27 protein-coding genes and 1 pseudogene are annotated in these 24,457 nt (G+C 67.5%); 15 read left to right on the top strand and 13 right to left on the bottom strand.

Translation table 11 applies throughout. The features are described 5' to 3' along the window. Window positions 1-801: MFS transporter (locus I5E_RS08240; protein ID WP_022906557.1), on the bottom strand; the 801-nt coding region annotated here is incomplete at its 3' end. 424 nt (window positions 802-1,225) lie between these two features. Here I5E_RS08240 and nrdH point away from each other — a divergent pair. The 4 genes from nrdH (at window position 1,226) to nrdF (ending at window position 5,179) form a co-directional block, all read left to right on the top strand. After that, entirely contained in the window at window positions 1,226-1,459 is a 234-nt protein-coding gene (gene nrdH, locus I5E_RS08235) for a glutaredoxin-like protein NrdH (RefSeq protein ID WP_022904483.1), read from the top strand. Window positions 1,460-1,566: 107 nt separating this feature from the next. Then, on the top strand, window positions 1,567-1,983 hold the full coding sequence (nrdI, locus tag I5E_RS08230) for a class Ib ribonucleoside-diphosphate reductase assembly flavoprotein NrdI (RefSeq protein ID WP_022906556.1): 417 nt from the start codon (window positions 1,567-1,569) through the stop codon (window positions 1,981-1,983). Between the two features lie 17 nt (window positions 1,984-2,000). Continuing rightward, the gene (gene nrdE, locus I5E_RS08225; protein ID WP_022906555.1) at window positions 2,001-4,106 is read left to right on the top strand and encodes a class 1b ribonucleoside-diphosphate reductase subunit alpha; all 2,106 of its coding nucleotides are present in this window, start codon (window positions 2,001-2,003) and stop codon (window positions 4,104-4,106) included. A 98-nt stretch (window positions 4,107-4,204) separates the two neighbouring features. Then, window positions 4,205-5,179 (top strand): class 1b ribonucleoside-diphosphate reductase subunit beta, encoded by a 975-nt coding sequence (nrdF, locus tag I5E_RS08220; protein ID WP_022906554.1) that lies wholly within the window; start codon window positions 4,205-4,207, stop codon window positions 5,177-5,179. A gap of 809 nt (window positions 5,180-5,988) precedes the next feature. Here the strand turns inward: nrdF and I5E_RS08210 are convergent. After that, window positions 5,989-7,146 (bottom strand): TDT family transporter, encoded by a 1,158-nt coding sequence (locus tag I5E_RS08210; protein ID WP_022906552.1) that lies wholly within the window; start codon window positions 7,144-7,146, stop codon window positions 5,989-5,991. A gap of 70 nt (window positions 7,147-7,216) precedes the next feature. Here I5E_RS08210 and I5E_RS08205 point away from each other — a divergent pair, with 70 nt between their 5' ends. Beyond that, window positions 7,217-8,143 (top strand): LysR family transcriptional regulator, encoded by a 927-nt coding sequence (locus I5E_RS08205; RefSeq protein WP_022906551.1) that lies wholly within the window; start codon window positions 7,217-7,219, stop codon window positions 8,141-8,143. Here the strand turns inward: I5E_RS08205 and eno are convergent. The 6 genes and pseudogenes from eno to I5E_RS08175 all read right to left on the bottom strand — a co-directional run bounded on the left by eno (window position 8,128) and on the right by I5E_RS08175 (window position 12,247). Further along, window positions 8,128-9,462: a phosphopyruvate hydratase gene (gene eno / locus I5E_RS08200; RefSeq protein ID WP_022906550.1), complete on the bottom strand. Its 1,335-nt coding sequence runs from the start codon at window positions 9,460-9,462 to the stop codon at window positions 8,128-8,130. The two genes, I5E_RS08205 and eno, sit on opposite strands and share 16 nt — an antisense overlap. Window positions 9,463-9,597: 135 nt before the next feature. Next, a pseudogene (locus tag I5E_RS21440) lies at window positions 9,598-10,082 on the bottom strand (inorganic diphosphatase). Between the two features lie 47 nt (window positions 10,083-10,129). Then, window positions 10,130-10,501: a fluoride efflux transporter FluC gene (locus tag I5E_RS08190; protein WP_022906549.1), complete on the bottom strand. Its 372-nt coding sequence runs from the start codon at window positions 10,499-10,501 to the stop codon at window positions 10,130-10,132. Next, a complete protein-coding gene (locus I5E_RS08185; RefSeq protein ID WP_031261894.1) occupies window positions 10,498-11,001 on the bottom strand; it encodes a fluoride efflux transporter FluC in 504 nt (167 codons plus the stop codon). Before I5E_RS08185 ends, I5E_RS08190 begins: the two co-directional genes overlap by 4 nt. After that, window positions 10,998-11,744 (bottom strand): 2,3-bisphosphoglycerate-dependent phosphoglycerate mutase, encoded by a 747-nt coding sequence (locus I5E_RS08180; RefSeq protein ID WP_022906547.1) that lies wholly within the window; start codon window positions 11,742-11,744, stop codon window positions 10,998-11,000. Before I5E_RS08180 ends, I5E_RS08185 begins: the two co-directional genes overlap by 4 nt. After that, window positions 11,741-12,247 (bottom strand): universal stress protein, encoded by a 507-nt coding sequence (locus I5E_RS08175; RefSeq protein WP_022906546.1) that lies wholly within the window; start codon window positions 12,245-12,247, stop codon window positions 11,741-11,743. Before I5E_RS08175 ends, I5E_RS08180 begins: the two co-directional genes overlap by 4 nt. A 286-nt stretch (window positions 12,248-12,533) precedes the next feature. Between I5E_RS08175 and I5E_RS08170 the strand changes: the two genes are divergently transcribed. From I5E_RS08170 to I5E_RS08160, 3 genes are all read left to right on the top strand, one after another. After that, window positions 12,534-13,004 carry a hypothetical protein gene (locus I5E_RS08170; protein WP_022906545.1) on the top strand — a complete coding sequence of 157 codons (471 nt, stop codon included), beginning with the start codon at window positions 12,534-12,536 and terminating at the stop codon, window positions 13,002-13,004. A gap of 111 nt (window positions 13,005-13,115) precedes the next feature. Beyond that, a complete protein-coding gene (locus tag I5E_RS08165; protein ID WP_022906544.1) occupies window positions 13,116-13,730 on the top strand; it encodes a DUF305 domain-containing protein in 615 nt (204 codons plus the stop codon). Between the two features lie 130 nt (window positions 13,731-13,860). After that, a complete protein-coding gene (locus I5E_RS08160) occupies window positions 13,861-15,030 on the top strand; it encodes a permease (protein WP_031261893.1) in 1,170 nt (389 codons plus the stop codon). 50 nt (window positions 15,031-15,080) lie between these two features. On the opposite strand, the gene I5E_RS23430 is transcribed toward I5E_RS08160, so the two are convergent. Beyond that, on the bottom strand, window positions 15,081-15,668 hold the full coding sequence (locus I5E_RS23430) for an AAA family ATPase (RefSeq protein WP_187290482.1): 588 nt from the start codon (window positions 15,666-15,668) through the stop codon (window positions 15,081-15,083). A 190-nt stretch (window positions 15,669-15,858) separates the two neighbouring features. Here I5E_RS23430 and I5E_RS08150 point away from each other — a divergent pair, with 190 nt between their 5' ends. Genes I5E_RS08150 through I5E_RS08140 form a run of 3 tightly spaced genes read left to right on the top strand, consistent with a single transcriptional unit; the run spans window position 15,859 to window position 18,226 of the window. Continuing rightward, complete coding sequence (locus I5E_RS08150; RefSeq protein WP_148286899.1) at window positions 15,859-16,488, top strand: phosphatase PAP2 family protein; 630 nt, start codon at window positions 15,859-15,861, stop codon at window positions 16,486-16,488. Between the two features lie 17 nt (window positions 16,489-16,505). Next, complete coding sequence (locus I5E_RS08145; protein ID WP_022906540.1) at window positions 16,506-17,564, top strand: sensor histidine kinase; 1,059 nt, start codon at window positions 16,506-16,508, stop codon at window positions 17,562-17,564. Continuing rightward, the gene (locus I5E_RS08140) at window positions 17,561-18,226 is read left to right on the top strand and encodes a response regulator transcription factor (RefSeq protein ID WP_031261886.1); all 666 of its coding nucleotides are present in this window, start codon (window positions 17,561-17,563) and stop codon (window positions 18,224-18,226) included. Before I5E_RS08145 ends, I5E_RS08140 begins: the two co-directional genes overlap by 4 nt. A gap of 9 nt (window positions 18,227-18,235) precedes the next feature. Here the strand turns inward: I5E_RS08140 and I5E_RS08135 are convergent, their stop codons facing one another. Beyond that, window positions 18,236-19,753: a glycosyltransferase family 39 protein gene (locus tag I5E_RS08135; RefSeq protein ID WP_022906538.1), complete on the bottom strand. Its 1,518-nt coding sequence runs from the start codon at window positions 19,751-19,753 to the stop codon at window positions 18,236-18,238. Between the two features lie 22 nt (window positions 19,754-19,775). After that, complete coding sequence (locus tag I5E_RS25350) at window positions 19,776-19,928, bottom strand: hypothetical protein (RefSeq protein WP_187290480.1); 153 nt, start codon at window positions 19,926-19,928, stop codon at window positions 19,776-19,778. Window positions 19,929-20,017: 89 nt separating this feature from the next. Here I5E_RS25350 and I5E_RS08125 point away from each other — a divergent pair, with 89 nt between their 5' ends. From I5E_RS08125 to I5E_RS08110, 4 genes are read left to right on the top strand one after another with little or no spacing between them, the layout of a single operon-like run. Continuing rightward, window positions 20,018-20,587, top strand: coding sequence for a DUF2127 domain-containing protein (locus tag I5E_RS08125; RefSeq protein ID WP_022906536.1), 570 nt, complete (start codon window positions 20,018-20,020; stop codon window positions 20,585-20,587). Continuing rightward, complete coding sequence (locus tag I5E_RS08120) at window positions 20,584-21,231, top strand: DedA family protein (RefSeq protein ID WP_022906535.1); 648 nt, start codon at window positions 20,584-20,586, stop codon at window positions 21,229-21,231. The genes I5E_RS08125 and I5E_RS08120 overlap by 4 nt, the downstream gene beginning before the upstream one ends. Further along, a complete protein-coding gene (locus I5E_RS08115) occupies window positions 21,228-22,001 on the top strand; it encodes a phosphatase PAP2 family protein (protein WP_022906534.1) in 774 nt (257 codons plus the stop codon). The genes I5E_RS08120 and I5E_RS08115 overlap by 4 nt, the downstream gene beginning before the upstream one ends. Then, window positions 21,998-23,179, top strand: a complete 1,182-nt coding sequence (locus I5E_RS08110) for an MFS transporter (RefSeq protein WP_022906533.1) — start codon at window positions 21,998-22,000, stop codon at window positions 23,177-23,179. Before I5E_RS08115 ends, I5E_RS08110 begins: the two co-directional genes overlap by 4 nt. Here I5E_RS08110 and I5E_RS08105 read toward each other — a convergent pair. Together I5E_RS08105 and I5E_RS08100 are read right to left on the bottom strand one after the other, a co-directional pair. Continuing rightward, window positions 23,173-23,424, bottom strand: coding sequence for a DUF6458 family protein (locus tag I5E_RS08105; RefSeq protein ID WP_022906532.1), 252 nt, complete (start codon window positions 23,422-23,424; stop codon window positions 23,173-23,175). The genes I5E_RS08110 and I5E_RS08105 overlap by 7 nt on opposite strands. A 312-nt stretch (window positions 23,425-23,736) precedes the next feature. Then, a complete protein-coding gene (locus I5E_RS08100; RefSeq protein WP_022906531.1) occupies window positions 23,737-24,333 on the bottom strand; it encodes a DUF305 domain-containing protein in 597 nt (198 codons plus the stop codon). Window positions 24,334-24,457: the final 124 nt, after the last annotated feature.

Raw genomic sequence — 24,457 nt, 5'->3', positions numbered from 1 at the left:
GCGCGAGATCGGCAGGTGGCCGAGGGTCAGGCCGCCGATGAGCGACCCGACCGCGAACACCGCGAGGACGATGCCGGCGTTCGGGCTGCCCTCGCCGAAGACGCTCGTGACGCTCGCCTCGACCGCGGCACAGGCCCCGATCAGGAGGAGACCGGTGAGGGTGGCGACGACGACCGACGGCCGCTTCAGGACGACGCCGAACGCGCGCTTCGACCGTGGGATGCGGACGCGGCCGAGCTCGGGGGAGGCGATGAACCACGTGCCGCCCACCACGAGGAACACCATCGCGAGGACGATCGCCTCGATCGTGCCGATCTGCGTCGCGACGAACGTGGTGATGACCGGGCCGGCGACCCAGATGAGTTCCTGCGCGCTCGCGTCGAGGGAGAAGAGGGGTGTCAGCTGCGACGAGGTCACCATCTTCGGGTAGATGGTGCGCACCGCGGGCTGCACAGGCGGGACGGCGAGACCGCCCAGGAACCCCACGACCACGTAGGCCCACAGGGGCATGACGACGAACGCGATCACGCCCATGCTCACGAGCGCGACGAGGCTCGTCAGCACGAGCACCGGACGCATGCCCCAGCTGCCCATCCACCGGCTGGTGAGCGGTCCCGCGATCGCCTGGCCGACGCTCGTCGTCGCGAGCACGAGGCCGGCTGCGCCGTACGAGCCGAAGACGTGCTCGACGTGCAGCAGGTAGGCCAGCGACAGCATGCCGAACGGGAAGCGTGCGGTGAGCTGCGCGGCGATGACGCGACCGACGCCGGGCGTCTTGAGGAGGGGACCGTACGTGCTCACGCCACGAGTGTACGGACCGGACGGATCGCCCTGTCACCCGTCCGGGGGAGGTGAACGGCGGCGGCTCGCGGACGGGTTGTGGAGGGGTTGCTGCGACACGCCGAGCGAGTGCAGTGCACACCCGTGGAGAGATGTGTCCACAAGGTGTGGAGGAATGTCGGTGGCCGGTGCCAGAGTGGCGGAATCACGGGCCTCTCCGAACTGTTCACACTGTGGAGGGCGTTGTGGAGAACTACACGGCTGTAACACTTTCTCTTGTGGTCGGTCCCGGTGTCGGCCACTAGATGTAGTATCGAGTCACCGGAAAGCACCTGCCCGGAAACGTCGGTCACGACGGGTTCCACAGGGGTGGGAGCACCGGTCCACAGGCACCAGCACGACCCACACACAGCAACGCAAGCGCGTACCACCACCAGGGGAGATCATGGCCGTCACCGTCTACACCAAGCCGTCCTGCGTCCAGTGCACCGCGACGTACCGGGCGCTCGACAACAAGGGCATCCAGTACGAAGTGCACGACGTCTCCACCGACGAGGCCGCGCTCGAGCACGTCAAGAGCCTCGGCTACCTGCAGGCGCCCGTCGTCGTCACCGACGACGACCACTGGTCGGGCTTCCGTCCCGACAAGATCGCGACGCTCAGCGCCGAACTCGCGTAGTTCGTCCCACGTCCGCGAGTGGTGACCCGAGCTCGTTCAGGAGGCTCGGATCACCACCGCAAGACACCCACGGTCCGTCTGTCCGCACCTTCCACGAGGAGCGCACCATGAGCCGACTGGTCTACTTCTCGAGCGTGTCCGGGTACACCGCGCGCTTCGTCGAGAAGCTCGGCCGCGACGCGGACCGGATCCCGCTCTACCCGAACGACCCGTTCCTCCACGTGGACGAGCCGTACGTGCTGGTGCTGCCCACCTACGGCGGCGGCAACGGACAGGGCGCGGTCCCCAAGCAGGTCATCAAGTTCCTCAACGACGAACGCAACCGTTCGCTCATCCGCGGTGTGATCGTCGGGGGGAACACGAACTTCGGCGAGGCGTACGGCCTCGCAGGGGACGTCATCGCACGCAAGTGCAACGTCCCCGTCCTCTACAGATTCGAACTCTTCGGGACTCCTGACGACGTGTCAGCGGTCAACACAGGATTGGATGCATTTTGGACGCAGCAGTTGCAGACGTCGATCTGACGTCGCCGCAGACGGGGATGGACTACCACTCCCTCAACGCGATGCTCAACCTCTACGACGCGGACGGGAACATCCAGTTCGACAAGGACCGTGAGGCCGCGAAGCAGTTCTTCCTGCAGCACGTCAACCAGAACACCGTCTTCTTCCACAACCTGAAGGAGCGGCTCGACTACCTGGTCGAGAACGAGTACTACGAAGCCGCGACGATCGAGCAGTACTCGCTCGACTTCATCCAGCGGCTCAACGACCTGGCGTACTCGAAGAAGTTCCGGTTCCAGACGTTCCTCGGTGCGTTCAAGTACTACACGAGCTACACGCTCAAGACGTTCGACGGCAAGCGCTACCTCGAGCGCTTCGAGGACCGCGTCGTGATGACCGCCCTCGGCCTCGCACAGGGCAACGAGCAGCTCGCGATCGACCTCGTGGAAGAGATCATCGCCGGCCGCTTCCAGCCCGCGACCCCGACGTTCCTCAACACCGCGAAGGCCCAGCGCGGCGAGCTCGTCTCCTGCTTCCTCCTCCGCATCGAGGACAACATGGAGTCGATCTCGCGCGGCATCAACTCCTCGCTGCAGCTCTCGAAGCGCGGCGGCGGCGTGGCCCTGCTCCTCTCCAACATCCGCGAGGCCGGCGCCCCGATCAAGCAGATCGAGAACCAGTCCTCGGGGATCATCCCCGTGATGAAGCTGCTGGAAGACTCCTTCTCCTACGCGAACCAGCTCGGCGCGCGTCAGGGTGCCGGTGCGGTCTACCTCAGCGCCCACCACCCGGACATCATGCGGTTCCTCGACACCAAGCGTGAGAACGCCGACGAGAAGATCCGCATCAAGACGCTGTCCCTCGGTGTCGTCGTGCCGGACATCACGTTCGAGCTCGCGAAGAACAACGAGGACATGTACCTGTTCTCGCCGTACGACGTCGAGAAGGTCTACGGCGTCCCGTTCGGTGACGTCCCGATCTCCGAGAAGTACCGCGAGATGGTCGACGACTCGCGCATCAAGAAGACGAAGATCAAGGCGCGCGACTTCTTCACCACCATCGCCGAGATCCAGTTCGAGTCGGGCTACCCGTACATCGTGTTCGAGGACACGGTGAACAAGGCGAACCCGATCAAGGGTCGGATCAACATGTCCAACCTGTGCTCGGAGATCCTGCAGGTCAACACCCCGACCACGTTCAACGAGGACCTCTCGTACAACGAGATCGGCAAGGACATCTCCTGCAACCTCGGCTCGCTGAACATCGCGCTGACGATGGACTCGCCGGACTTCGGCCGCACCATCGAGACCGCCATCCGCGGCCTCACCTCGGTGTCGCAGATGTCGCACATCACGTCGGTCCGTTCCGTCGAGGACGGCAACGACAAGTCGCACGCCATCGGCCTCGGCCAGATGAACCTGCACGGCTACCTCGCTCGTGAGCGCGTGTACTACGGCTCCGAAGAGGGCATCGACTTCACGAACATCTACTTCTACACGGTGCTCTTCCACGCCCTGCGTGCGTCGAACAAGATCGCCATCGAGACCGGCGAGACCTTCGACGGCTTCCGTGACTCGAAGTACGCGTCGGGCGAGTTCTTCGACAAGTACACCGACCAGGAGTGGACGCCGGCGACCGCCCGCGTCGCGGAGCTGTTCGCCAACGCGAACATCACCATCCCGACGCAGGACGACTGGAAGGTGCTCAAGGCGTCCGTCCAGGAGCACGGCATCTACAACCAGAACCTGCAGGCCGTCCCGCCGACCGGTTCGATCTCGTACATCAACCACTCGACGTCGTCGATCCACCCGATCGCGTCGAAGATCGAGATCCGCAAGGAAGGCAAGCTCGGTCGCGTCTACTACCCGGCGCCGTTCATGACGAACGACAACCTGGACTACTACCAGGACGCGTACGAGATCGGTGCCGAGAAGATCATCGACACGTACGCCGCGGCGACGCAGCACGTGGACCAGGGCCTGTCCCTGACGCTGTTCTTCAAGGACACCGCCACCACGCGCGACATCAACAAGGCGCAGATCTACGCATGGCGCAAGGGCATCAAGACGATCTACTACATCCGTCTGCGCCAGCTCGCGCTCGAGGGCACCGAGGTCGAGGGCTGCGTCTCCTGCATGCTCTGATCGCTCACGCGATCACCTTTTGGACTGGAGGCGCGGGGCGGCCCCGCACCGCGCCTCCAGTCCGTCACTTAGTCACCATCTCTTGAAGGAAACGTGCGTTGGTCGAGAAGCTGAAGCTCATTGATCGGGTCCAGGCCATCAACTGGAACCGCATCCAGGACGACAAGGACGTCGAGGTGTGGAACCGCCTCGTCAACAACTTCTGGCTGCCCGAGAAGGTGCCGCTGTCGAACGATGTGCAGTCGTGGAACACGCTGACGCCGGCCGAGCAGAAGCTGACCATGCGCGTCTTCACCGGCCTGACCCTGCTCGACACCATCCAGGGCACCGTCGGCGCCGTGTCGCTCATCCCCGACGCGGTCACCCCGCACGAAGAAGCCGTCTACACGAACATCGCGTTCATGGAGTCGGTGCACGCCAAGAGCTACTCGTCGATCTTCTCGACCCTCGCGTCGACGCCCGAGATCGATGAAGCCTTCCGCTGGTCCGAGGAGAACCCGAACCTGCAGAAGAAGGCGTCCATCGTCATGGACTACTACCAGGGCGACCAGCCGCTGAAGCGCAAGGTCGCTTCGACGCTGCTCGAGTCGTTCCTGTTCTACTCCGGCTTCTACCTGCCGATGCACTGGTCGTCGCGGGCGAAGCTCACGAACACCGCCGACCTCATCCGCCTGATCATCCGTGACGAAGCCGTCCACGGGTACTACATCGGGTACAAGTACCAGAAGGGGCTCGAGCAGCTCACGCAGGCCGAGCGCGACGAACTCAAGGACTACACGTTCTCGCTGCTCTTCGAGCTGTACGAGAACGAGGTGCAGTACACGCAGGACCTCTACGACGAAGTCGGGCTGACCGAGGACGTCAAGAAGTTCCTGCACTACAACGCGAACAAGGCGCTGATGAACCTGGGCTACGAGCCGATGTTCCCGAAGAACATCACGGACGTGAACCCGGCCATCCTGTCGGCCCTGTCGCCGAACGCCGACGAGAACCACGACTTCTTCTCGGGGTCGGGGTCGTCGTACGTGATCGGCAAGGCTGTGAACACCGAGGACGAGGACTGGGACTTCTGAGTTCGGTCTGATTCGTGAGGACGCCCCGCTGGCTTCGGCTGGCGGGGCGTTCTTCGTTCGCGGCCGTCGTCGCTGGTGCGGTCGTATGGCGGGCCCTCAACGAGATTCAATTCGGACGGGGTATGTGCGACACGGCTGCTGCTGTGCGCGCGGGACAGGAGGGTGCGTCCGCTGAAGGACCGGCTATCGGTCACTCGTGCCTTGCCAGTGGAGGCAGCTGAAGCCTCGCTACATTCGACGCATCCGTGCGGCGAGTCGGAGTGCCTGAACGGAACGTCGGTGTTGTTCCGAGCGGTGGCGGCCGTTGGCGGGCGAGGGGTGTGGTGCCGCGATGACGGGGACGAGTCGGGCGTGCTCGTCCAAGGTGAGGTACCGCATGACTCCGTCGAGAGCGATGCTCCCGTACGTGACAATCGCTTCGACGGAGGGGAGCGCCTTGAGGAGAACGCTCAGGGCATGTCGTCCCTCGTCGATGTCCGCAGGTCGTATGCGCCCGGGGAGCTCCCACGGGATGAGGTTCCAGCGAAGGTACTCCTTGCGTGCGAGTCCGGACTCGATGCGGGCTGCGCGATACGCGGCCGCGGTCGGCCCCGGGTTGTCCTCGCTGCAGACCGCCGCGTGCGCTGCGGCGATCGTCTGGGGGCCGGGTGACTGCATGAGGACCAGCACTCGGCTGGACGTGCCGCCGGATCGTGGGTCGAAACTCGGGACGAAGCGCCGCGCACCGTCGGGTGCGGTGCGCCATGTCTCCGCGAGGGCGTTCAGCGATCGAACGTCCGCGACCTCATCCGCGAATTCGTCCGGCGTGCTCACGCCGGCTGTGGTGGTGCGAGGAGTGTGCCGCGGATGACGGAGCCGTGGAAGGTCCGGACGGCAACGATGATCCACGCGGCGACGAGGCCGGCGTAGTAGACGACTGCGAGGACGGCGACGACGGTGAGTCCGGAGTGCAGGGCGAGGCCGTTCAGGCCGGTGACGCAGGTACCGACGGGGAACGTGAACGACCACCAGGTCAGGCTGAACGGCAGGTGCTCGCGGGCGGTGCGGATGGTGATGGCGAGGGCGATGACGGTCCACAGCAGCGCGAAGCCGAGCATCGCGAACCCGTACACCAACGCCACGACCAGCAGCGCGTGGGCGGTCGAGGCATCGACCACGGTGGGGGCGTTCGAGGCGAGGAGGTTCACCGCGGTGATCGACTGCCCGACCGGTCCGAGGACGATCCACAGCGTCGGCACCATCCCGGCCGCACCGACCTTATGCTGCGCGAGTCGGCTCCAGATCAACGTGATCACGACCAGGGACGTGACGAGGCTGAGGCCGAAGAAGCCGTAGCAGGCCCACAGCAGTGTCTCGCGCCCCTGCCCGGCGGGGGCGTAGGGCAGCAGGAGGGCGCCGGTGGAGGCAGACACCATAGGCGGGACGATCGGCATCAGCCAACCGCCGAACGCGGAGTCGGGTCCGTTCTCGTGGCGGGTGAACGCCAGGTACGGCACGAGGACCGCAGTGAGCAGTCCGCCGACGGTGCCGACGGTCCAGAGGACCCAGTCGATGGTGACAGCGGCGGGGAGGCCGATCCAGTCCTTGCCGAGGAGGATCGTTCCGGCGCCGACGGTGAGGAACGCCATCGGCGGTGCCCCGTAGAAGTGCGAGATCACCGGGTGCAGGTGGTGCTTCGCCGCTGTGCTCCGGTAGCGGATCCAGTGCAGGACCGTCGCGATGGTGAGGGCGACGAGCAGGACCGCCGCGATCGCCCAGACGACCGTCGCCGCAGTCCGGAGCCCCGGGAACTGCAGCGGCAGCGACGCTGCCGCGACGGCGACGATCCCGGTGCCCATGATCGACGCGAACCAGTTCGGAGTCAGGTTCGACACGATCAGGCCCGGCCGTTCCAACTCTCGGAACAACCGCCGGTCGCGCACACCATGCTCGGACGTCGCGGGTGCGTGGGCGAGGTGAGCGGACATGCACCCATCGTGCGCGTGTGCCCCATGGTTCGGGAACGGCGAACTCGTTGGCAGGGCACAATGGCTGCTTGTGGCACTGCGGCGGCTGACGGACCGGACTCTGGACCTCGACACCCTCGAGGTCCTCGTCCGCGTCGCGGAGACCGGTTCGTTGACCCGCGCGGCCGACGTGTTGGGGGTGACACAGCAGGCGGTGTCGGCACGCTTGCGTGCCGCGGAACAGGCAATCGGTCAGCCGCTGGCGCACCGGACGGCATCAGGGACCGCGCTGACCGACGCCGGCCGAGTGGTGCTCGGTCTGGCCGTCCCGGTGCTGGAGGCATCCCGGCGGCTCGAAGCAGGCGTCGCCGCGCTTCGAGAACCCGCGGGATCCCTCGTCGTTGCAGCGTCGCAGACGATCGCCGAACTCCTGCTCCCCGGGTGGTTGCTCACCCACCGTGCTGCCGCGCCGGATGCGTCGGTGCGCTTGATCGCGGGGAACTCCGCCGACGTGACCGACCTCGTCCGTTCCGGCGCTGCCGACGTCGGATTCACGGAGACACCTGCTGCGCCACCTGACCTGTCCTCGCTGGTGGTCGACGAGGACGAACTCGTGGTCGTCGTCGCCCCGCACCACCCGTGGGCAAGCGCTTCAGGCATCACCGCGGATGACCTCGCGGAGACGCCACTGCTGCTCCGCGAGGAAGGGTCCGGCACCCGCGCCACGGTCGAAGCGTGGCTCGACCGTGCCGGGTTCCGCCTGGTCGCCCCAGCGGCCGTGCTGGAGACGACCGGCATCATCCGCGCCAACGCGCGGGCCGGCATCGCGCCGGCGGTGATGAGTCTCCGCACCGTCGACACCGACCTCGCCGACGGTGCCCTCGTCCGAGTGCCGCTACTCGGCCCGCCACTGATCCGGCCGCTGCGCGCAATCTGGACGGGCCGCCCGGGGCCCGCTGTGACGGCGTTCCTAGACACCGCCCGCAGCTCGAGCGCCGGTGGTCAGATCAGTCCGTAGGGCAGCTCCGGGTGCTGTTCGGCGATTTCGATGAGCCGGTTGTACTTCGCGACGCGTTCCCCGCGGGCGGGTGCGCCGGACTTGATCTGCCCGGTGCCGGTCCCGACAACGAGGTCCGCGATGAACGTGTCTGTGGTCTCCCCGGAACGGTGCGACACCATGCTGGCCATCCCGACGCTGGTGGCGGTGGCGATCGCGCCGAGGGTCTGGGAGACGGTGCCGATCTGGTTCGGCTTGATCAGTGCCGCGTTCGTCAGCTGCTGTTCGCCGCCGTCACGGATCCGTTGCGGGTCGGTGACGTAGAGGTCGTCGCCGACGATCTGGATCCGGTCTCCGAGCGCTGCCTGCATGCGGCGGAACCCCTCATGGTCGTCTTCCGCGAACCCGTCTTCGACGCTCCGGATCGGATACGCGTCGACCAGGTGCCGGTAGTAGTCGACCAGCCCGTCCCGGTCGAGGCTGTCGTCAAGCATCCGATAGGAGCCGGCGCCCTGGGAGAACTCGTTCGCGGCCGGGTCGAGGGCGATCGCCACCTGATCGACGCCCGGCTCGTAGCCGGCGGCACGGATCGCGGCGACGAGCAGGTCGAGCGCTTCCTCGGGGGCGGCAATTGACGGTGCGAAGCCACCCTCGTCGCCGAGGCCGAGGCTGCCGAACCGGTCCCGCACCAGGGCCGCGAGCGCGTGGTAGACGTCCGCGCCGATGCGGACGGCGTCGGCCATCGAGTCGGCATCGACGGGGGCGATCATGAACTCCTGGAAGTCCAGGGCGTTCGCTGCGTGCGCGCCGCCGTTGAGGACGTTGAAGTGCGGGACCGGCAGGCGCGGCGTCGAGCCGGTGATCTCGGCGATCCACTGCCAGAGCGGGAGGTCCGCGGCGTGGGCGAGGGCCCGGGATGCGGCGATCGAGGTGGCGACGACGCTGTTCGCGCCGAGCCGGCGGTACCCGGTGGTGCCGTCGAGTTCGGCGAGGGCGGCGTCGATCCGCCCGATCGAAGACCATGACCGGCCAGTGAGGAGCCCTGAGATGTCGGTGTTGATCAGGTGGAGCGCCTGAGTAACGTCGCGGCCGCCGAACTTGGAACCGCCGTCGCGGAGCTCGACGGCTTCGTGGGCGCCGGTGGATGCGCCCGCGGGGGCGTCCCCGGTGACGGTGCGGCCGTCGTCGAGCTCGAGGGAGACGCGAACGGTCGGGTGGCCGCGGGAGTCGAGGATGCGGGCGCCGTGGACGGCGTCGATGGTGACGGGGTGGTCGTGGTGGGTGACGTACTCGCCCTGATGTGCTCCGTGGTGGTGGATGCCGCTGATGTAGTCGTTCATGGTGACGCTCCTTCGGTTCGGGTCATGCGTCGAGCTGGCGGGTGGTTGCGGGGAAGCCGCGGGGAGGCGGAGGGACGACCTCCTGGCGATCACTCAGCGCCAGTGCCTCCCCGCGGCAGTCTGTGGACCCGTGGGTCACGGGTGTCGGGTGTGGGCTTCCTGTGCGGTGCGGATGACGGCTTCGGCAGCAGCACGGTCGGCCCACCCGTTGGTGGTGACGTGCTTACCGTGCTCGATCTCCTTGTAGTGGGAGAAGAAGTGCTCGATCTCCGCCAGCGTGGGCTCCGGCCATCGGTGATGTCCTGCAGCTGCGCGAAGCGGTCGTCGCCAGCGGGGACGGTGAGGATCTTGTCGTCGCCGCCGTTCTCGTCGACCATGCGCAGCATCCCGACCGGCCGGACCGTGATGACGACGCCGGGGAACGTGGGACGGGGTAGGAGCACGAGGGCGTCGAGGGGGTCGCCGTCCTCGCCGAGGGTGTTGTCGATGGAGCCGTAGTCCTGGGGGAACACCATGCTGGTGAACACCGCCCGGTCGAGCCGGATCCGGCCGGTGGTGTGGTCGACTTCGTACTTGTTGCCGCTGCCGCGGGGAATCTCGATCGTGACGTCGAACAGCATCAGCGCCTCCGGTTCTGGAGCGGGTGTGTGGTCAGTGGGCGGGGTGGTCACAGGGTGCCGCCGAGGAGAATGCCGGCGGTCGCGGCGGCGACGGAGACGACGAGCATCCCGAGAACGTTGATCGCGGCGGCGGTGATCCGGCCGCTGCGGGCGAGGCGGACGGTTTCGAAGCTGGCGGTGCTGAACGTGGTGTAGCCGCCCATCACCCCGGTGCCGAGGACCGCGACCGGCACCGCACCGAGGTGGGTGGCGGCACCGACGATGATCCCCAGCAGCAGCGACCCGGTTACGTTGATCGTCAACGTGCCGACGGGGAGCCGGAACTCCCGGCCGGTGTTGATCACCCCGTCGAGGAGGAACCGGCCGGCAGCGCCGGCACCGCCGGCGACGGCGACGGCGAGGATGAGCGCGGCGTTCATGCGTCCTCCGTTCGGGGTCGGAACCAGCCGGCGACGACGAGACCGCAGGCGGTCGCGATCGCGCCGGACAGGACGGTCAGGAGCGCGTACCCGGTGCCGGCGAGTCCGTGCCCGTCGAGGAACAGGGCGGCGGTGGACTCGGCGAGGGTGCTGTAGGTGGTGAACCCGCCGAGGACCCCGGTCCCGAGGAGCAGCCGCAGCACCCTCCGGCGGCCGGCATCGGGCCCGCGGTGCGCGAGCGCTTCCAACAGCACACCGAGGGCCAACGCGCCGGTGATGTTGATCCAGAAGATCGACCAACTCACCCCGCCATCGGCAGGAAGCACGATGCTGATGACGTCACGGAGGGCAGTACCAGCGGCCCCACCGACTGCGACGAGGCCGACGTACCGCCACCGCAGATGCACCGGCCGCATGGTCGCTGCGGGGTCGGAGACGTCGACGTCCGGGTCGGAGGGGAGCTGGTCGTCGGGCATCGGGGTGTCCGTTCGGGTGGTCATGTTCCGCCTTCTGCCGCGACCAACGCCGCGGCGTGCTGTGCTGCTGTCGGATCCAGGAACGCCCCACCCCGCGGGACGAGAGCACCCGTCGGGGCGAGGTGGTACTGCACGGGTTGCCCGGTCGGCAGGTTCAGCTGCTCGAGCTCCGGGTCGGTGAGGTCGTCAATGCATGCGCACAACGCACGGAGCGAGTTCCCGTGCGCGACGACGAGGACGCTCCGCCCTGCCCGCAGCATCGGCAGGAGCCGGTCGTGCAGGACGGGGCGGACCCGCTCGATGACGTCCGAGAGGGCCTCGGTGCGTCGGAGAGCGCCGTCGGGCAGGCCGCGCAGCGCGGAACTTGACCGCAGTTCCTCCCACAGCTGCAGCGACATCGGTGGCGGCGCGCCGGTACGGGACCTGCGGAGCCGCAAGTACTTGTCGTCACCGAGCATCCGACGGGCGTCGGTCTTCGTCATCTCGGTCAGAGCACCGTAGTTGCGTTCGTTGAACTGCCACACCGCTTCTGTGGGCATCTGTGTCCCGAGGGCGTCGCAGACCAGTTCGGCGGTGCGGACGGCTCGGCGCAATGTGGAGGTGACCACGACGTCCGGCGTGATGTGCTTCGACCGAAGAAGCTGCCCCGCCGCTGCCGCTTGCTCTTCACCGTGAGGCGTGAGCGGGACGTCGAGGAGCCCGGTGAAAGTGCCGGCTTCGTTCGCGGTGCTCTCCCCATGCCGCAGAAGCATCAGCGTGCCCGTCACGGGGCATCCGACGGCCGGACCACGGTGGCACCAACCGGGTCATGCGGGACGACCAACACCGGCCGGTGCTGCTGATGGGTCAAGTGCGCGGCGACAGACCCATTGAGCAGTTCCGTCACCCGGCGTCGGCCGGTCTGCGATCCGACGACGATCATCACCGCATCACGTTCCTCAGCCACCGCAGCGAGTGCGCGACCCGGATCCCCGACCCGGAAGGCAACTTCCACGTCCACTGATCGCGCTGCAGCGAGCTCCTGAATGACCCGCACGTCTTCGTCGGGGAGCTGCTGCGGGTCGCTGTCCGCCGTGTCCGGGTCAATCGGTTCGATGATCTCCGACCCATCCGCACGGAACCCCGTCGACAGCAGCGCCGGATCGATGACCACACACACCAGGCGGGCGCTGAAGCGTTCAGCGACGGCAGCCGCGACACCGACGACGTCGTGCGCCTGCCCTGGCTGCACACCGACGACGACAACACCGGCAGTGTTCGACTCGACCATGACATATCCCTACCTCAGGCGCGCAAAAGCGCGACCAGCTGAGATAGGGACTGTTGTCGACGATTGTCGAGGTTGGGTCCGGCAAGCCCCACTGCCGGGTCCGAAGACCCCACAAGTATGCACCCACCACCCCATGCCTGCACCGACAATCTTCCGCACCTCGATACCTGTGCTGGCTGCTGCCCTCCACGATCCTCGGACGGCGGGTACCCCTTGGGGGTATCATGACGGTCACCTGTCGCCTCGCACGGCTGACGCTCTCCGCTCTCCGACCCACTGAAACCAGATGATCATCACCACGTCTCCGCGTCGCCGACTGCTGTTGCAGGTCACGGCGACGATGGCGTTGCTGCTGCTGATCGGGTTCACGGTCCTGATGCACACCATGGCCGGGCACACCGCCGACCCTGAGCATCCGATGACAGCTCCCACCGCCGCGATGGAGCATCACCCGGCCGCTGCCACCAGTCACACCGCGGCCACCGGTCATGCTCAAGACGTGGTTCCCGCGGTTGCGGTGATGAACGTCCTGAGCGATGCCGGCTGCGATGGTGGCTTGTGTGCGCTGATGTGCTCGCTGATGGGGATGGCGTGCATGCTGACGATCGCCCTGTTCGCGTGGGTGCTGCTCCGCGCCCGGAGTGGCGGGGTGCTGCATCTCCTCGCGCGGCTGCTCGCCCTCGCAGCCCACGTGGCACGCCGTGTCGCGGCGCCGCGGCCGCCGTCACTATCGGCATTGCAGATCATCCGAGTCTGATTCCACCCCGGCGGGTCCTCCCACCCTCCGGGAGCACCCGCATGCCCAGAACCCGGGCAGGCAGTCGCCTGCCCGCACCCATCTGACGCATCCACGGAACCGGAATCCACCATGCAGACCACCACCATGCGCGCTCTCGCGGCCGCCGCAGCCCTGGCCATCGGGCTCACTCTCGCGGGCTGCTCCACCAACAACACCAGCAGCCCAGAGACGTCGTCGTCGGAATCCTCGTCGTCGAAATCCACCTCCGCGGCGTCGCACAACGATCAGGACGTCAAGTTCACGCAGCAGATGCTGCCCCACCACCAGCAGGCCATCGAGATGAGCGACATGCTCCTCGCGAAGGGCTCCGGCGTGCAGGCCGACGTCGGGACGCTGGCGAAGCAGATCAAGGCCGAACAGGCCCCCGAGATCATGGAAATGACCGGCTGGCTGAAGGCGTGGAACAAACCGACCCAGATGCCGAGCATGTCTGGGATGAACCACTCTGCGATGTCGGGGATGATGTCCGACTCCGACATGCAGGACCTCCAGAACGCGTCCCCGCGGGACGCCGGGCAGCTCTACCTCGAGCAGATGATCCAGCACCACACCAGCGCCGTCGACATGGCGAAAACCGAAGTCACCAAGGGCAAGAACGCAGACGCGGTCGCACTCGCGAAGTCGATCGTGCAGAGCCAGACCGAGCAGATCACCCAGATGCAGGACATGCTCGCATCCAAGTGACCCGGCGCGCGCCGAGGCAGGCTTGACCGCCTCCTCGGCGCGCAACCGGTCCGGTCCGACCCGGTCCGGTCTCCCTCATTCTCACGACGCTGCGGGACACTCTTCCCGCACCGCAACGAAGTAGGTGTACATGTTCATCCTCAACGCGCTCGGCGACGCCCTCGCAGCCGCTGGCTCCATGGGGTGGGAGATCCTCTGGCCCCTCATCCTCGGCTTCGCCCTGTCCGGTATCATCCAAGCCGTCGTCCGCACGGACCGGATCATGAAGCTCATGCACGACGACTCGCCTCGCGCGATCAGCGTCGCGACCGGACTCGGCGCCCTGTCATCGTCCTGCTCCTACGCCGCAGTCGCACTCGCACGAGCCCTGTTCCGGAAAGGCGCGAGCCTGTCATCCGCGATGGCGTTCGAGGTCGCATCGACGAACCTCGTCGTCGAACTCGGCCTGATCCTGGCGTTCGTGATGGGCTGGCAGTTCACCCTCGCGGAGTTCATCGGCGGCCCAATCATGATCATCCTCATCGCCCTCGGTTTCCGACTCTGGATGCGTGGCAAGATCCTCGACGCCGCCCGCGAGCAAGCCGACAAGGGCCTTGCCGGATCGATGGAGGGCCACGCGGCGATGGACATGTCCGTGCAGGGCAACCAGGGGTTTTGGCGGCGACTGTTCTCGAAGCCGGGGCTGACAAGTGTGTCGCAGTACTTCGTCATGGACTGGGCATCCGTCATCCGCGACATCATCATCGGTCTGCTCATCGCCGGCGCATTCGACGCGTGGGTGCCGAAAGCCTGGCTGCAAGCGATCTTCCTCGAAGGGCACCCCACGCTCGCGTTCATCATCGACCCAATCATCGGACCGATCCTGGCGATGGTGAGCTTCGTCTGCTCCGTCGGTAACGTGCCCCTGGCTGCAGTGCTCTGGAACGGTGGGATCAGCTTCGGCGGCGTGATCAGCTTCATCTTCGCCGACCTGATCATCATCCCGATCATCGTCATCTACCGGAAGTACTACGGCTGGAAGGCCGCCCTCCGGATCACCGGCATCTTCTACGGCGCCATGGTCCTCGCCGGGTGGGCCGTCGAGCTGCTGTTCACTCCGCTGGGCCTGATTCCCACGAACCGGCACCTGAGCATCGTCGCGACCACAATCAGCTGGAACTACACCACCTGGCTCAACATCGTGTTCCTCCTGATCGCCGCGTTCCTGCTGGTCGTGTTCATCCGCAGCGGTTCCTGGTCGATGCTCCGCATGATGAGCGACGCACCCGAGGAGAACAGCCACGGCCACTCGCACACCTGACCATTCCGTAGGACCGCGCCCCCCACCTCCGCCGTCCGGTAGCCGATCGCCTACCGGGCGTGGAGTTCGAGGTAGTCGAGTGCCTGGCGAACCGTCTCTTCGAGAGGGCGGGTGCTGTCGGTGATGAGCCGATCGTCCGTGCGGGGCTCGTACTCGTCGGCGGTGCGCTGTACCTCGTCCCACGTCGGCAACGTGAACCCGGGCAGGTCGTTCGCACGCTGTTCCACGCGGCGGCGGTGTTCGTCGACGTCGGCACACACGACCTCGATCACGCGCAGCGGCACCCCGGCGGCATCAGCCGTGGACACCCACCCAGCCCGAGCAGGTTCAACGCCGCTCACCGCGTCCGCGATGACCACCTGACCGCGACGGAGGTTCGGTACCGCGATGGCATGCATGATCGAGTACGCAGCGATACCGGACTGCTCGCGTGGGATTTGGTACTTCCACATCGCGCCCTCGATCGCGTCGACGCGGAGCGTCAGCGAGGGCATCAGCTCCGCGATAGCAGCAGACAGCGTCGACTTCCCTGCACCAGGAAGACCACAAACCTGAACCAGCATCGACAACTCCTTCGGCGGCCGTAGCTCCTTGTCTATCGCTCGCGGACGCGCAGCACCAGCGACGTGGATACGCACGCTGGACCACTGAGGACGTGTCCGAAGAACGATCGCGATCCGCGCGGCACCTTTCGTCGCGGGTGTTCTTCGCTGTTTCTTGGAGGTATGGCCTTCCACTGGGAGAGTGACCCACCTCAGTGACCTGCGCGTCCTTCCGATCTTCACTTCGCCGGCACGGTGGAGGGTGCCCGTAGAACGGGCGATCGTGATGGTCGTGTTCCTCGCGGTCGTGGGGTTCGTTGTGCGGGCCTTCCCAGCGGATGCTTCGCTGTCTGCGACCCTAAACGTGCTGCACATCGGCGCTCTTGGAGCGCTCTGTACTGCGGTCTACACCGTGTTCGAGCCGGTGCCCGCGATCCTGCTGACGGTCGTCATCACCGGAATCGTGCTTGCCCGCACACGGCAGCTTCAGGTCGCGGCGGCGTTCGCAGGCGTGGTCGCGCTGACGTGGCTCCCGTCCGCCGCGCTGAAGATCATCGTCGGCCGGCCCCGCCCGCACGGCCTAACGCACCCGTTCGGGCCCGCGCAGGTGGATGCGTCATTCCCGAGTGGGCACGTCGTGTTCGTGACCGCGCTGCTGCTCGCGGCGCTGATGCTCATCGCGGACCGACGTCGCCGTCGCTTGGCCGCGCTGCTGGGAGCAGTGGGCGTCGTGGCGGTCGCGACGGCGCTGTGCATTGACGGGGTGCACTGGCCGGCTGATGTGGTCGCATCGGTGCTGTGGGCGCTAGCGGTGGCCCCGGCGGCACGGCTGCTGTGGGTCGACGTCGTCCTCCGCCGCGCTGCGGCGCGGTTGGAGCAGACTGGTCGGCACCGCTCCGGCGACAGCCGTCGATAGCGGTGAGAGGACATCCGGTGAAGCGACTCGGTCAGTGGGTCATGGCGGTGGCGAAGGGCGTTACCGACCGTGATCCGGACCGTCGCGCGTATCGGCGGTCTGCGCTCCGGATCGGACTGCGGGTGGCGGTTGTGTCCGCGGCGCTCGTGTTCGCGGTGATCGTCCTGGTCGTGGTCTACGTGGTCTGGCAGCTCACCCCTGCGCAGCAGCTCGAGCGGCATGGGCCGGAAGACGTCCACGTGTACTTGGACACGTTCGACCTGCTCATCGCGGTCCTCGTCGTCGGCACTGCGGCGGTCGTCCTCGCCGGCGCCGCGACATGGCTGATTGCCGGCCGTGCTGTCCGGCCACTTGCGGAGGCGTACCGGCTGCAGCGGACGTTCGTCGCCGATGCCAGCCACGAATTGCGGACCCCGTTGACGGTGCTGAGCGCACGCGCCCAGCAGTTGCAGGCGATGCTCCCCGCAGCAACGTCGGAGCGGGCCGTCGCGGACGCGCTCCGCGACGACATCCGGGCATTGGCGGAGGTGGTCGAGGACCTGCTCGCGACAGCCGCTGGCCGCTCCGACGAACGCGCCGAAGCTCCGTTGGATCGTGCCCTTGCCGACGCCGCTGAGGACATGACGGTCCTCGCTCGGGATCGGAACGTGCACCTCGTCGTGACGCCAGGGCAGGCGCTACTCCGGGTAACGCCGACACAGCTGCGACGCTGCCTGGTCGCGCTGATCGACAACGCCATTGGCCACAGCCCGACGGGCGGTGCCGTGTGGGTGGAAAACACGGTCGTCGGCGGGCGGGTGGTCATTCGTGTCCGAGACGAGGGCGCGGGCATCACCGGGATCGCGCCACGGCGGGTGTTCGATCGCTTCGCGCACGGCACCCCGAGCGGGTCTGGGCAACCGACCCGCACGAGCAACGGCATCGGTCTGGCACTCGTTCGGGACATCGCGGTGCGAGCCGGCGGGGACGTCGTTGTCGAACGCACCGGAAAGACTGGGACGGTGTTCGCGCTCACCCTGCCGCTCGTACGCGACGACGCGACGACGCGACGCGTGGGACGGGGGCTGGGAGCATGACAGGGCGAGGTCGAGTGCTGGTCGTCGAGGACGATCCCCGGCTCGGACCGATCATCCGCGATGTCCTCGCCGCTTCGTGGGACGTGGAACTCGTCGCGACGCGGGTGGATGCGCTCGAGGCGGCCATGCACCGGCTCTTCGACGTGCTCGTGGTCGACCGGCGGCTCCCAGATGGTGATGGTCTCGACGTCGTCCGTGAGCTCCGCCGGTTCCGGGTGACGACTCCTGCGCTGATGCTGACGGCCCTGGGCGAGGTCCACGACCGTGTCTTGGGCCTCGATGCCGGCGCGAACGACTACCTGGTGAAGCCGTTCGACTTCGACGAGCTCAACGCCCGCCTCCGTGTCCTGACGCGCGGCGACGACACTCTCGGCCGGGTTGTGGAGATCGGTGGATGGTCGTTCTACCCGGAGGACCACACCGTCCACTCGCCGTATAGCGGCCGCGTGGCGCTGACTGACCGTGAGTCGGAACTCCTCGCGATCCTTGCGGCGGAACCCGACCGGGTGTTCACCCGGGAGCAGCTGCTGTCCGCAGTGTTCGAGCGCGGTGAGCAGCTCGGCACGGTCGACACGTACGTGCACTACATCCGCCGGAAGACCGAACGGGACCTCGTCGCGACCGTTCGCGGCCGCGGGTACCGGCTCGGCACCCCCGCGTAGCCACCGTCGTCAGCGGTTGTAGCGGATGACCCAGGTCCGGGCGATCTTCCACTGCTGCGCCTCGTGCAGCCCTGCACGCTGCAGCGTTGCTGTGACGGTGGCCCGTACGTCGGGCTTCGTCGCGGTCACCAGCCATACCGTCGACGCTTCGCCGACCGCTGATCCGGCGTCGGAGAGTGGGCGGTGCGTTTCCCAGAGGGAGTCGCCGGCACCTGCCGGGCTGATCAGGAGTGGGTCGCGGAGCCCAGCGAACACGGCCGGGTAGGTTTCCTCGATGATCCGGGATGTCGCCTTCGGGTGCCGCTGCACCGGGCCGTAGAGGATCGCGTCGCGGGCATCGCTGGGCTCGGCGAGCCGTTGCCGTCCGATGAGGGCCGCGACCTCGCTCCACGCCGAGTCGTCCTTCGCCGTGACGGTCCGTTGCGCGACCCAGCTCGGTGCGGTCAGCCCGACCGCGAGGACCACGACGACGATTGCCGCCGGCCGGAACCACCGCTCCGGTAGCAGTGCGGTTGGGGCAGCCATCAGGAGGGCGGCGGCGGGGGTTGCGAACGCGACGTACCGCGGTGAGTACAGCGGATGCGTCACCATGGACGCGGCGATCAGCCCCAGTGTCGGCACCAGCACCCACGGTCCCGCGACGGCGACGAGCTGCCGCACGACGGTCGGCCGGACCGCGACCGCGGCAGCGATCGCGACGAGCACCCACAGCAGGACCGCGAAGCCGGTGTTCTTGTAGGAGAACTGCGTGACGAGCACCTCGCTGACGGTGTGCCAGCTGATGTGGCGGATCCAGGAGATCTGCGCCGACTGCGCCGACGACAGCACGGCCAGGGGCGCCACGGCCAGGATCGCGGCCCCGGCGCTGACCGCCCACGCGAGCAGCGGTCCCCGCGAGGACCGTCGTTGCAGTCGCCGGATTGCGACGACGCTCACCCCGTGGCCGACGGTCATGAGCACCAGGTACAGGAACACCGCACCGCCGATGAACGACACCGCCGCGTAGGCGATCCACCATGGCCAGGCCCGCCGGCTAGACGTGTTTGTGCGTTCGAGCGCGGTGAGCAGCAGCAGCGTCGCGGCCGTCGCGAGCAGCGCGCCGATCGCGAAGGAGCGTCCTTCCGCACCCATCCATGTCACCCGGGGGAGCAGGGCGAACAAGACTCCGGCGACGACGCCGACCCGGATGCTGATGAGGCGGACGCCGAGGACGACCACCAGTGCTGCGGTGACGCCGACGGCGATCGCGGACGGCAGCCGCAATGTGAACGGTGAGTACCCGACGGCCGCGAACCAGAGGTGCATGAATGCGTAGTAGGTGGCGTGGACGATGTCGACGTGCTGAATCTCTCGACCGAGCGCCGCCCACGACCGGGTCGCGGACGTCACGGTTGCGGCTTCGTCGTACCAGACGCTCGGCACCCAGCTGCCGACGACCGCAATGAGGAACCCGAGGACCCCGACAGCGCCGGGCGCGATGAGCCGTGCCGGCCGCTGCCGGGATGCCCAGAATGGGTGAGCGGGCACCGATCGAGGGTGGGTGTGGGCATCAGTCAGCATCGAGAAGCCCCTCCCGGTCGGCTTCCACCGCAACCGCGATCAACGCGGCCGCTACGCTCACCACACCGAGCACACCGAGCACACCGACACCCGCCGCCGCGAGCCCGATCCAAAGCGCCATCTCCATCACCTCGTCACTCACTGTGCGAGTTGTGTCCCCAGAAACGGGTAAGACAACTACGCAGGCCATGTCTTGGTCGTTTCTGAGCCCCCCAGACCGACGCTGCTCCTATGACGCACGCACGGTGGACACGGGAACGGTGGTTCGACCTGGTCTTCCTGGTCGGCTTCGCGTTCAAAGCGATCGACGGATTCATCGAGCTCGTGGTCGGAATCCCGCTGCTGTTCCTCCGGCCCGCGCAGGTCGAGACAGCGGCCCGGCTGGTCACGGCCGGTGAGCTGCAGGAGGACCCCGACGACCTCCTCGCGCACCTGATCCGTCACGGCGTCGCGACCCTCAGCGCCGACGCGACACTGTTCGCGGCGGCGTACCTGATCGTGCACGGGCTGGTGAAGCTCGGCATCGTCGCTGCGATCTTCCGCGGCTCCCGCCGGCTCTACCCGTGGGCGATCGCCGCGCTCGGTGGCTTCGTCATCTGGCAGGGCTACGAGTTCGTCCTGCACCCCAGCGTCGGCTTGGCACTGCTGACACTGTTCGACCTCGTCATCGTGGCCCTGACGGTCCGCGAGTGGCGACACCACCGCTCGCTTGGTGACGCCGTCCGCAGCATGCTCGGCCGCACCTCCCGCACCCCTCGGCGGCACCCGCCGGCCGGAACCACCTGGAGAAACGCCCTGTGACACCGCTCGCCCTGCACCTGTTCAACGCCGCGTCGCTGCTGCACGCTTTCGGCCCGTGGGTGCTCGCCGGCATCGCGCTCCTGGTCGTCGTCGAATCCGGGGTGCTGTTCCCGTTCTTGCCGGGCGACTCCCTGCTGGTGACGGCCGCGATCCTCAGCGCCACCCTCGGCGTCACCGCTTGGCAGGTCGCCATCGTCGCCGTCGTCGCAGCGATCGTCGGTGACGTGATCGGGTACGTTCTCGGCGCCCGGGTCGGACGTCGACTCTTTCGCCCCGGCGCCCGCCTGCTCACACCGGCGCGACTCCAGGAGTCCGAGGCGTTCTTCACTCGATGGGGTGGGATCTCCCTCGTCCTTGGCCGGTTCGTGCCGGTCGTCCGCACCTACGTCCCCCTGGCCGCAGGAACCGCACGCATGCCCGTCGGCCGGTTCATGCTCTGGAACGTCGTCGGAGCCGTCGCCTGGGTCGGTCTGCTCGTCACGGCCGGTGTGCTGCTCGGTGGCATCCCCCTCATCGCGGAACACATCGACGCGGTCATGATCGTCGTGGTCGTCGTCTCCGTCCTGCCCCTGGTCATCGGCGCACTGCTTCGCCGCCGGCGCCGCACCGCTGAGGCACACGCGCAGGCGCAGGCGCAGCGGTGAGCAGCGTCGAGCGAGGATGGTGGGGGAGGAAGTTCACCCTCGAGCGGCACGCGGTCACCGCTGAGGAGCGGGCCGTGCTGCTGCGCGGTTCGGTGATCCTCGCGATCGTCGGTGCCCTGGTGTTCGCCTCCATGCTCGTCGGTGTCCTCACCCGCTCCGGGGTGCAGTACCTCGACCGGCCGGTCGAGACGTGGTTCAACAGCCTGCGGCAGCCGGATCGGACCGGCGTGATGGTGTTCCTCGCGATCGTCTTCGGACCCGTCGGCATGCCGATCATCGTCCTCGTCGTCACCGTCGTCTGGTTCCTGCTCGCCCGCCATGCGTGGCGTCCGATCCTGCTCGCCAGCAGCATGGTGCTCGGGGTGGCGACGGCGCAGCTCACCGCGCCGCTCGTCCGGCACCCGCGGCCCCCAATCGGCCTCATGCTCCTCGGGCCCGACCACACCTTCTCGTTCCCGTCCGGCCACGTCCTCGGCGCCAGCGACTTCTTCCTCATCGGCGCGTTCCTCATCGCATCCCGGACGCATCGGCGATGGGTGACGGTGCTCCTCTTCTCGATAGCGGCGGTCATGATCGCGGTCCAGGTGTTCAGCCGCCTGTACCTCGGGTACCACTGGCTGACCGACGTGACCGCCTCCGTAGGGCTGTCGATGATGATCACCTCCGTCGCAATCGCAGTCGACACCCACGTCACCGCTCGGATCACCGGCTCCGCCGGACCGTCACAGAGCACATGCCGGTCTCGGTCGTCCATCAGACTGAGCCCGTGACGACTTCTCAGCCGCCCACACGACACCTCGCGCCCCTCTACCTCGCCGGCTTCACCACCGCGTTCGGCGCCCACGGCGTCGCCAGCGTCCTCGGCGCGGAGACCGACGAAATCGGCCTGAGCCTGCTCGGCCTCGGAGCGGTCCTCGCGCTCTACGACATCGCCGAGGTGATCCTGAAGCCACTGTTCGGAGCGCTCAGCGACCGCATCGGCGCGAAACCCGTCATCATCGGCGGACTCGTCGCGTTCGTCGCCGCGTCCCTGCTCGCGATCGTCGTCCCCACCGTCATCGTCCTCGCACTCGCCCGGCTCGGCCAGGGCGCCGCGGCCTCCGCGTTCAGCCCCGCCTCGTCAGCGGCGGTCGCGCGGATCGCCGGGAAGCAGCGCCTCGGCCGGTACTTCGGCCGCTACGGCGCATGGAAGAGCCTCGGCTACGTCCTCGGCCCCCTCCTCGGCATCGTCCTCGTCCAGGCGTTCGACATCCGCGCGCTGTACCTCGCGCTCGCGGTCCTCGCCGCGGTCGCCGCGATCTGGGTGATGGTCTCGATGCCGTCGCTGCCGGTACAGCCGCGACCTCGGTACACCGTCCTCGACCTCGTCCGTCAGACGACCGACCGCAGCTTCCTCATCCCGACCCTGGTGCTGGCGTCCACGACAGCCGTGCTCGGCGTGGCCGTCGGATTCCTGCCGCTGCTCGCCACGCGGCTCGAACTCCCCGCCGTGGTCGGCGCCGCGGCGATCGCGGTCCTCGCACTCGTCTCGACCGTGGTCCAGCCGCAGATCGGACGGCTCCGCGATGACGGACGGATCCACACACGCACCGGCAGCGCCGCAGGCCTCCTCGTCGCGGCGGCTGCGCTGGTCGTCCTCGCGGTCGCCCCAAACGCGGTCACGTTGTTCGTCGCCGCGATCGCGTTCGGGCTGATGATCGGCATCACCACCCCCCTCGCATTCGCACACCTCGCCGCGGCCACCCCGGAGGAGCGGATGGGCCGGACGATGGGCAACGCGGAACTTGGCCGGGAAGCAGGCGACGCCGGCGGGCCACTCCTCGTGGGCGTGATCGCCGCCGCCTGGACGCTCCCGGCCGCCCTCGGCGTGCTTGCCGCGTCAACCGCGGGGGCCGCCCTGATCAGCTGGATGGGGCTCCGCAGCCCGCGGCGGCGCGATCCTCAGTAGGTGCCGTCGCGGCGGTCCTGCTGCGTGATCTGCTCACCAGATGCCGGGTCGATACCGGACCGCGTCGTCGTCGTGGTGCGGTGCCCACCAAACGCGACGGCGAGGCTAATGATCAGCAGCACCACGCCAGCGATCATCAGGATGAAACCGATCAGGTTCAGGTTGACGCCGGCGACTTGGTAGTCGACCGCGAACGCGATGATCGCGCCAATAACGATGAGCGCGATGCTCGAGCCGATACGCATGATGCGTGTCCTTCCTCGGAAACTCGACAGTATTGGTCCGCCTGTGGTCGAGGCGGTCGTATCCAGGTGACGCCGAAGCGTGAGGGGGGAGACGCTCCGGCGCCACCTGATCAACGCCCGTCCCAGCTCATCGCTGCGCGAGCGCCACCACCGTGCCTGGGACCCACCCAGGAATCGGTAAGAAAGCAACAACAGGCGCACATGGATGCTGCTCCACGGGCGTGCAACGCTGAAGCTCGGCGACGGGGGACTACCGCGGGGCCGGTCGCGGGTCCGGTGGGAAGGGCGAACCCACCGGGGCCACCCCGGGGCTTAGAGGGACGCGAGCATGTCCTGCATTTGGGTGATCTGCTCGGTCTGGCTCGACACGATCGACTTCGCCATCGCGACGGCGTCGGTGTTCTTGCCCTTGGTGACTTCGGTCTTGGCCATGTCGACGGCGCCCTTGTGGTGCTGGATCATCTGCTCGAGGTAGAGCTTCGCGGCGTCCTTCGCGGACGCCTGGTCAAGGTCGTCCATGTCGGAGTCGGACATCATCCCGGACATGGAGTGCCCCATCCCGGAGTGTTCCGACTCGGTTGGCTCATCCCAGCCCTTGAGCCAGGTGGTGAGCTGGTTGATTTCTGGGGACTGCTCGGCCTTGATCTGCTTCGCGAGGTCGGTGACGTCGGTGTCGACGCCGGAGCCCTTGGCGAGGAGCATGTCGCTCATCTCGACGGCCTGCTTGTGATGGGGCAGCATCATCTGCGCGAACATCACGTCCTGGTCGTTGTGCGCCGACGCGGCCGACGTCGACGAGGACGACGAACCCGTTTCCGAGCTGCTGTTGCTCGTGGAGCAGCTGGCGAGGGTGAAGCCCAAGGTCAGTGCGGCCGCGACCGCGAGGGTGCGCGTGGTGGTGGTGTGCATGATCTTTCCGTTCCCGTGGATGCGTCTGGTGTTCCGGGTNAGCGGACGCCTCCCGGATCTGGGCATGCGGGAGTCACCCTTCGGAGGTGGGGTCCCGCAGGGGGCGGATCAGATGCGGATGATC

The organism is Curtobacterium sp. B18 (assembly GCF_000333375.1).
Lineage (GTDB): Bacteria > Actinomycetota > Actinomycetes > Actinomycetales > Microbacteriaceae > Curtobacterium.
This window is presented reverse-complemented; position numbering and strand designations above follow the sequence as displayed.